The sequence below is a fragment of the Jeotgalibacillus marinus genome (assembly GCF_040801915.1).
GTDB lineage: Bacteria > Bacillota > Bacilli > Bacillales > Jeotgalibacillaceae > Jeotgalibacillus > Jeotgalibacillus marinus.
Map to the genome: position 1 here is coordinate 107,786 of NZ_JBFMIA010000010.1, position 8,480 is coordinate 116,265.

Consider the following 8,480-nt stretch of genomic DNA (forward strand, 5'->3'; position numbering starts at 1 on the left):
GCAGTTGCCAATAACAAAGCTAAACGTGACAAGAGCGGAAGTGGTTGGATGCTTGTTGCCGCGGGAATTTCGCTCATTTCAATCTTTGCGCTTAAGAACAGAGCCCGTTCATAAGTAGTTCATTGTTACAAGAAATCGTAGCAGGTTACTCAAGTGCTCCGCATAATTTTAGTAACCTCTACTGATTTCTTCAAAAAAGTCAGTTATAATAGAAAACTTACTTGTGTTCTATTGTATTTGTAACTGGCTATGGGGTAACTACTATGGATGAGTAGTTGGTGTCCGCTATTATCCCAAAAAATAAGGAGGAACTAGGATGGCTAAAACGAAAAACCGCTGGCTCATTGCTGCGGCTGCAGTTGGGATCCACATTTCGATCGGCTCTGTTTATTCTTGGAGCGTATTTTCAAATCCATTAGCTGAAAAGCATGGCTGGTCATCAAGTGAAATTGCCTTAACATTTAGTATTGCTATTTTATTTCTAGGACTATCAGCTGCCTTTATGGGTCACTTTGTTGAAAAATATGGCCCTCGGAAAGCGGGAATCGTTGCGACAATCTTTTTTGGTATAGGGATGTTTGGTGCAGGGTTTTCAGATAGTATCGGAAATTTATATTCTCTATATTTCTTCTATGGGGTTCTTGGAGGAATTGGTCTAGGAATTGGGTACATCACACCGGTATCCTCACTTGTTAAATGGTTTCCAGATAGAAGAGGGCTTGCAACAGGCTTAGCCATCATGGGATTTGGATTCTCTTCGCTCATCTTTAGTCCTATTATGGAATATTTAATGGGTGCGATCGGTATTTCCAATACGTTCTTTCTATTAGGAGCGATTTACTTTGTCTTGATGTTGTGTTCTTCTTTATACCTTGCTCCACCACCGAAAGATTGGGTTCCAGCTGGGATGAGTAAAGAAGAGCTACAAGCGAAAACAGCAAACAAACAAACAGGAGATCTGTCTCAGCTTACTGCAAATGAAGCCATTAAGACGGTTCGTTTTTGGGCGTTGTGGATTATGCTTTTTATCAATATCACATGTGGGATTGCGATCATCGCGGTAGCTTCTCCAATGGCACAGGATGTTGCTGGTATGACTGCTGGTGCAGCCGCTGTCATGGTAGGGATTATGGGACTATTTAATGGTTTTGGACGGATTGGTTGGGCTTCCATTTCTGATTATATTGGTCGTCCAAATGTGTATACAACATTTTTTGCGCTTCAAACCGTTGCGTTTCTTATGTTACCTAGCGTAACGAATGCGATTGTTTTTCAAATCTTGATCTTTGTCATTTTGTCTTGTTATGGTGGCGGATTTGCTTCAATCCCTGCATACATAGGAGACTTGTTTGGAACAAAACAGCTTGGTGCCATCCACGGTTATATTTTAACTGCTTGGGCGTTGGCGGGTCTTGTTGGGCCAACTATTGTGACACGAGTTCAAGAAGCGACGAATAGCTATAATTTAACGATGTATATTTTCACAGGAGCATTTGTCGTAGCGCTTATTGTCTCTATTTTGATCCGATTCAACATCAAAAAAGTGCGTCAAGAAAACGCCAATACGGTAGCTTCAACATAAAAATTATAGGTTATAGGAGTTCGAGCAAATGATGACTCGAACTCCTATTCTTTTAGTTAAGTTCGTTTAATGACGGTTAACAGGGGGACTAAATGTGGACAATCCAAACGTACTTACCCGAAAAATTCTTCGTATTCGAAATGGCAAGGCGGAGTGGAGTGAAGATAGGGTAGCAACAGAAAAAGCCATTACCATCAAGATCAACGGTGATGAGTTTGTGACGATGGTCTGTACACCACAATACATCGAAGATATGGTGATCGGTTATTTAGCATCAGAAGGCATTATTCGCAAGTTTGATGACATTGAAAAGATGTGGATCGACCACAAAAATGGCTTTGTCCATATTCAATCATCGAACATCAATCCCTTATATGAAAGCCTTCAAAATAAACGCTACATTACATCCTGCTGTGGTGCGAGCAGACAAGGCTTTGTGTTTGCAAGCGATGCAATGGCTGCTAAAAAAATGAATGGTCGCAACGTAAGTCTGACACCACAAGACTGCTTTCGACTCATGCGTGATATGCAACATCGCGCCGACACTTTTAAAGAGACAGGTGGCGTACATAATGCAGCCCTATGTGATGTGGATGGCATTGTGCTAAGTCGCATGGACATTGGACGTCATAATGCATTAGATAAAATCTACGGCTACTGTTTGAAAAACAACATTTCCATGCAAGGTAAAATTCTTGTTTTTAGCGGTAGACTATCATCGGAGATTTTACTGAAGGTATCAAAAATTGGTTGTGAAGTTGTCCTATCTAAATCAGCTCCAACAGAACGTGCCCTTGAGCTTGCAGAAGAGTTAGAGATTACGACAGTTGGTTTTATCCGAAATCAGTCATTGAATGTTTATACGTGTACGGAGAGAATAGTAGTTGATTAGAATGTCGTGGTCAGATGGTGCATGAAGCCTATCCATTCATGATAGGGGACGAGAATGGTTTACTGGGAGCAAAAGCACAAAGTGTCTAGCAATCTATTTATTTTAAACTCCACATTGTGGGGTTTTTTTACGCTCTTAATTCTAAGGATACGAAGTGATTTTTTGAAGATATGTTGAGTTTCAAATGGGTAAAGGATAAAAGACGCGTGCATTCGATTGAAATGCTCGCGTCTTTTTGCATTAATTGATTTGTCTTTCAAGTGTATTCTCTAAAGCTTCTTCACCACCACGATGTTTTCGGAATCTCACCCAAAACCCCTACATCATACGAAACGACAGTACGCCGAAAACGACTACTATCAACTGAAGACCGATCATATCAAGGGGAAATCCCGTCAACAATAAGACGGTCGATCATCAAATTGATCACCAATTATTTTTTCAATAAAAGTGCCTATTCACCTTTTTTAGGATTTAAGGAATTCCAGATGAGGTTAGATAGCCAAATTTAGTTCTCTTATAGTCCTTACTTCCCTCTTATTTTATTCTTCATCACATCCAATAAAGTCTAAAAAGATTCGACCATCTACTCTAACGGCTTCTCTACCACACTCATCTATAAATGGAACAAAAAATGCTGCTAATGCTATAACTTTATAACAAGGCACGCATGGTGGTGTCTGATCACATGTAAAAGCTAGAATTTGATCTACGCAAACAGTTGTTCCACAGTTTACTGTACAATTATTCTCTAAAAATGGAGTTTGGTTTGGAATAAGTGGCCCTGTATTTGCAGTAATTCTTACACATCCTACTAACCGTACAGCTTGAAGATCAACTAGACAGGTTAGTTCTTCGTCACATGGACTATTAACTGTCGTCTCGATCTTTTGTGTTTCTAAACAACATTTTAACGCGCTAAAATCAGGACAAATATCTGTTAAAACGGGATCAATTGTCTCTAGTGTAAACCCATCGGGGACATCAGCAATACAACAAAAATCAATGAAATTTTGACACTCGTCTTGCCTAATGTCTATTTCAAACGGTTTGACTTTTTCCCCTTTGTTGTTATAAAAGACTGTACATTCGCTAATATTTTTAAATTTTTTTTCCATAAACAAGTCTCCTTTACAAAGTTTTAAAACAGAAGGATAAAATGAAACTGATTACAGTATATGTACAGCAAATGGATTTTGATTTTAAAAGTTTAAAACAACTTAAAGGGATAATCTAAATAGATTTAAAAAGGATAACCTCTGTATATTATCGCGTTTGCAATGGAGAGGAAGCTGTTTGAAAATACGTGAGAAGGTTAAAAGAAAGTCTGCCAAATAGCCTTGAAGCAATACGAATGTTGATACGGAGAGACAATTTGAAAAGTTGAATCTGATCCGTTGTAATTTAAATTTTTAAAGTGTAACTACTAAACTACAGTTAACAGTGTTCGCCAGACAAGGTGCTATGTTTCTATCTTTACAGAATACGAAAAAGAAAGTAGAAAAACCGTTAGTAGTGAGAAGGAGAAAGCCAATTATCCTCGATATTATCGGGAAAATGAAGCGAAGGGAGTGGTTATTATCAAAGCGATTATTTTTGACTTTGACGAAGTTTTTAACGACAATATGCTACATATTTGAGAGGGGGATGTAATTTAGATCCATTTAACAAAAAGCATCCAGTTACAAAAGAGATATGCCGTTATATAATTTGATCTTACCCACGAAAAAGGAGGAAAAACATGAAAAAAATAACATTGTTCACTAAACTCGTTTTAATTCTTGTTCTAATGGCAAGTGTAATGGTCCCTACTGATGGATTCGCATCCACAAAAGAGGATCTAAAATTAAAGTATTCGGAAGGATATAATCCTTCAGTAGTCGTTCTTGATAATGGATTCATACTAGCGCTTAAAGAGAAGGATGATAAGCTTTATTATCAATTAGGTGAATACGTCCGAAGAGGAATCGATATCGAATGGTCAGAACCTATTGAATACGACACAGGAAACGCTCCGAATCTAACGGTCCTTGACAATGGACATGTGATGGAAGTCCATAACGGCGCTACAGACGATCATGTTTATTACAGTTTAGGTCGCTACAAAGATGGTGAAATGGATTGGTACAATGTAGGGAATAAGTATAACACAAGCAAAGAGGCAAAGAATCCTTCTGTCACTACGCTTGAAAACGGACAGATCCTAGCGGTGAATGAAGATCCAGAACAAAACAAGGGAGGATGGGTACGATACTATTTAGGGAATTATGATGAAGAAGAAAAAGAAATCCAGTGGAAAACAAAGGATTATCCATATGCCCCGACTGCATATAACCCATCGATAAGTGTTCTTGATAATGGTTCGATCCTACATGTTTGGGATAGTAAAAATGCGGTTAATGCGCCTTTAAGCAACAGCCTAAGCTCACTCACTCAAGAGGAAGAACATCCTCTTCGCTGGGTTGGTGCCGAGCTAGATGCTACTGGATACAATCCTAGCGTAACCAACCTTGCTAATGGAGATATACTGAATGTCTATGAAAACGAAAACAAGGATGGTCTATCGTACAGTTTAGGTCGTTCTGTAGATGATCGAGAAATCGATTGGTATAGTACAGATAATGAATATGATGTTGGAGGGATAAATCCTTCTGCCGCCGTTCTTGTTAATGGATTGGTCCTATCCGTTCATGAAGCGGAGGGAGACCTTTACTTTAAGTTAGGTGAATACAATGAGGATGAAATAGAGTGGTTAAAACTAAGACATGATACGACTGATCGATTATTAAATTCTGAGATGTCTTCTTTGCCCGGTTATGCGAATGGTGAAAATCCAGCCATCACCGTGCTTGACAATGAACTTGTCGTGTCGGTGAATGACAAGGACGGAAAACTATCCTATCAATTGGGTGAGTATCACGATGGTCAGGTATATTGGACCGATCCTGTTGAATATGGGGATGGGGAGAAACCAACCCTCGCTACCCTTGCTAACGGCGATATCATCGAAGTTCATGAAGGTGGAAATCATGAATTGCATTATAATTTAGGACGTTATGACCCTTATGGGGAAGAGGAAATTGATTGGTATAGCACCGACAACTTCTATGGAATAGGAGATCTTCCGAATGTGGATGTGATGATCAATGGAGATATTGTGTTGGTAAATGAAGGACAGACAATAGATGATATTGGAGTTTATTATGAATACGGAACGTTCGAAAATGAAAAAGTGACTTGGTACAGAAACGGTGTTCACTATGAAAACGGGCTGCAACCTTCGATCACGGCGTTGGATAACGGACGATTGTTGAAGACGCAAAAAAGTGTATCGGATAATCACCTTTGGTTAAGTATGAATCAATCGTCCAAGGATAATCATTCCATTGATGTCATTGGAGAATCATATGAATATGAGGCTCATAGTTCGAATCATCCAGTAATGCTGCAACTGGAAAACGGATATATTTTATCGATGTTTGATAGCAATCAAAGCGATGGAACATGGAATCGAGTGGGGAAACTATCATCGGATGGTCAAGAGATTGAATGGACATCTAACACGTATCACCAGTTTGACGGAAAAAATAACGATGTGGTCCAACTGCAAAATGGTCGCTTGCTAAATGTTCATGAAGATCATGAAAGTGATGAGATTCAATATAAATTGGGATCTTTTGATGATAGAGCAAAACAAGTGAACTGGTCGGATGATTATGTTCCACTTGAATATTTAGATTATACGAAGGTTTCAACAGAAGCTGTTTATAATGAGGAAGGGGGAAATCCATCCATCACAGTATTGGATAATGGTCTTGTCTTGTCTGTAAACCATAGTAGTAGCATTGGTTATGTCGATGGAAAACTAAATTATCAATTGGGTGAGGAATACGACGGTGTAATATACTGGACTGACCCAGTTAATTACGATAATGGAAATGCTCCATCAGTCGCCACACTTCCAAATGGTGATGTTATAGAAGTACATGGAATGGGTGGTTATGGGACAAATTTGTATTACAATGTAGGTAGATACGAAGATGGTAAAATAAACTGGTATATTTTAGGATATAAATATGACACGGGTCAGAATCCTAATATAACAGTAACAAAAGAAGGTCAGATTGTTGAGGTTCATGAAGCACTTTGGTCAAATAAAATATTTTATAATTATGGGACTTTCAAAGAGACTGATCTAGGATCGGGAGTTTTTTGGGACGCAATAGGGCAACATTACGACAGTGGACACGATCCATCTGTAGCTGCATTGGATAATGGTCTTCTCTTAAAGACTCATAGGTCATCAAAGTTGTTTAATAATAATCTATGGTTATCTCTTAATGGAATCGATAAAAATGATAAAAAAATAAATACCATTGGCACGTCATCTGTATGGAAACATTCTGGTCGTTTGCCAGTATCCTATCAACTAGATAATGGTCAAATTTTAATGATGTTTAATGATGGGTTCAACATGGCTGAATTATCTACAGACGGTAATAATATCGAAGTGAAAGAGGACACTTTTACCGAGTTTTGCGGTGAAGGACACGATGTGGTCCAACTTCAAAACGGATTGATATTAAATGTTCATGAAGATAACAAAAAACTACGATATGTATTAGGAGAATATGATGAGAAAGAAAAACGCGTAGTATGGTTTCCAAAAAGGTAACAAAATAAAAAGAATCCCGCTGAACATAATCAGCGGGATTCTTTTCGTTTTCCGAAGGAACAAGATAGATCAAAAATATTGCCACCAAACTACACGGTTAGATCCTTCATATTTATAACGTCCCATAGAATATCGAATACTATCACTATTAGGATCTTCATGTACACTTAAAAGATAACCATTTTTTAATTGGACGACATCTATATTTTCACCTTCAAAATCACTAACATTCGGACTTGTCCAGTCCACCGATTCCCCAGATGAATTAAGGGTTCCTGTTTTGAAAAACGCTTTATCACTACCTCTATCATCAAACATATTTAAAATAAAACCGTTGTTCAATTGCAATGAGACTGGATTATTCGAACCATTCGGCTCATATTTATATTGGTCTCCAACCCTAGGTAAAAAATTCGAACTTAGTTTATTCACAGATTGCCAAAGATGACTATTCCATTGGCTTTTGTGTGACTTTAAAAATAATCCGTTATCCAACGTGGCTACTGAAGGCATATGCCCTTTATCATACTGTCTTCCTCTACTTTGATCCGTTACCCAGTCGATGGTAGTCCCACCGTCTATTGTTCCGTAACCGTAATAGAGAGCATCATTAAATGGTCCCCATCCTTCGTTTACGACAACAACCTCTGAATCCCATAAACCGTCACCTCGCAATACTGTCACATTAGGTTTATCGCCCGTTGCATAATAATTGTCCTTGCTATACCAATTAATTTTATTATCTCCTGTATATTCTCCTAAATTGTAATACAAACCATTGTTTGGTCCTTCGTGCATTTCAATAATATGACCATTTTCAAGCAAAGCAATGGAAGGGTTTTTCCCTTCTCCATATTGAATATAACCCGTCCAATACATTCTAAAATCATAATTCTCACCTAATTGATAATTTAGCTTTCCATCCTTTTCCATCACTGATAAGACAAGACCGTTCTTCAAAACAGTAATGGAAGGGGTTTTCCCCGTAGAATAGACACTATGACCACGCACATTAAATCTATCTAATATTTCTAGTTGAGGAAGATTTGTGGGTGGTGGAATATTACTATCTGGCGGCGGAGGAGGACTCCACTCTATTGGTATAGGCTCCTCTGGTATAGGTTCCTCTATTATAGGTTCCTCAAACGATGCCATCCAATCAACATGATCATCATCATATTTACCCAATTGATAGCGAATAGTATTACTAGAATGATCTTCATGGACGTTTAAGAAGATCCCATTTTGAAGTTGAACGATATCATTTTTTTTACCTTCAAACTGGTGATAGGTATTCGTTGTCCATTCAATACTTGAACCGCCTTCTGGTA

The 8,480-nt window shown here is 38.3% G+C and carries 5 protein-coding genes; 3 read left to right on the forward strand and 2 right to left on the reverse strand.

Translation table 11 applies throughout. The features are described 5' to 3' along the window. The first annotated feature begins 316 nt into the window (after window positions 1-316). Both AB1471_RS11795 and fdhD read left to right on the forward strand, forming a co-directional pair. Complete coding sequence (locus AB1471_RS11795) at window positions 317-1,582, forward strand: L-lactate MFS transporter (protein ID WP_367779965.1); 1,266 nt, start codon at window positions 317-319, stop codon at window positions 1,580-1,582. Window positions 1,583-1,676: 94 nt separating this feature from the next. Continuing rightward, window positions 1,677-2,474, forward strand: coding sequence for a formate dehydrogenase accessory sulfurtransferase FdhD (fdhD, locus tag AB1471_RS11800; protein WP_437342364.1), 798 nt, complete (start codon window positions 1,677-1,679; stop codon window positions 2,472-2,474). A gap of 542 nt (window positions 2,475-3,016) precedes the next feature. Here fdhD and AB1471_RS11805 read toward each other — a convergent pair. After that, window positions 3,017-3,592 carry a hypothetical protein gene (locus tag AB1471_RS11805; RefSeq protein WP_367779966.1) on the reverse strand — a complete coding sequence of 192 codons (576 nt, stop codon included), beginning with the start codon at window positions 3,590-3,592 and terminating at the stop codon, window positions 3,017-3,019. Window positions 3,593-4,215: 623 nt separating this feature from the next. On the opposite strand from AB1471_RS11805, the gene AB1471_RS11810 reads away from it, so the two are divergent. Beyond that, window positions 4,216-7,149 (forward strand): hypothetical protein, encoded by a 2,934-nt coding sequence (locus tag AB1471_RS11810; RefSeq protein WP_367779967.1) that lies wholly within the window; start codon window positions 4,216-4,218, stop codon window positions 7,147-7,149. Window positions 7,150-7,218: 69 nt separating this feature from the next. Here the strand turns inward: AB1471_RS11810 and AB1471_RS11815 are convergent. Further along, window positions 7,219-8,480 (reverse strand): hypothetical protein (locus AB1471_RS11815; RefSeq protein ID WP_367779968.1); only part of this gene is annotated, 1,262 nt, incomplete at its 5' end.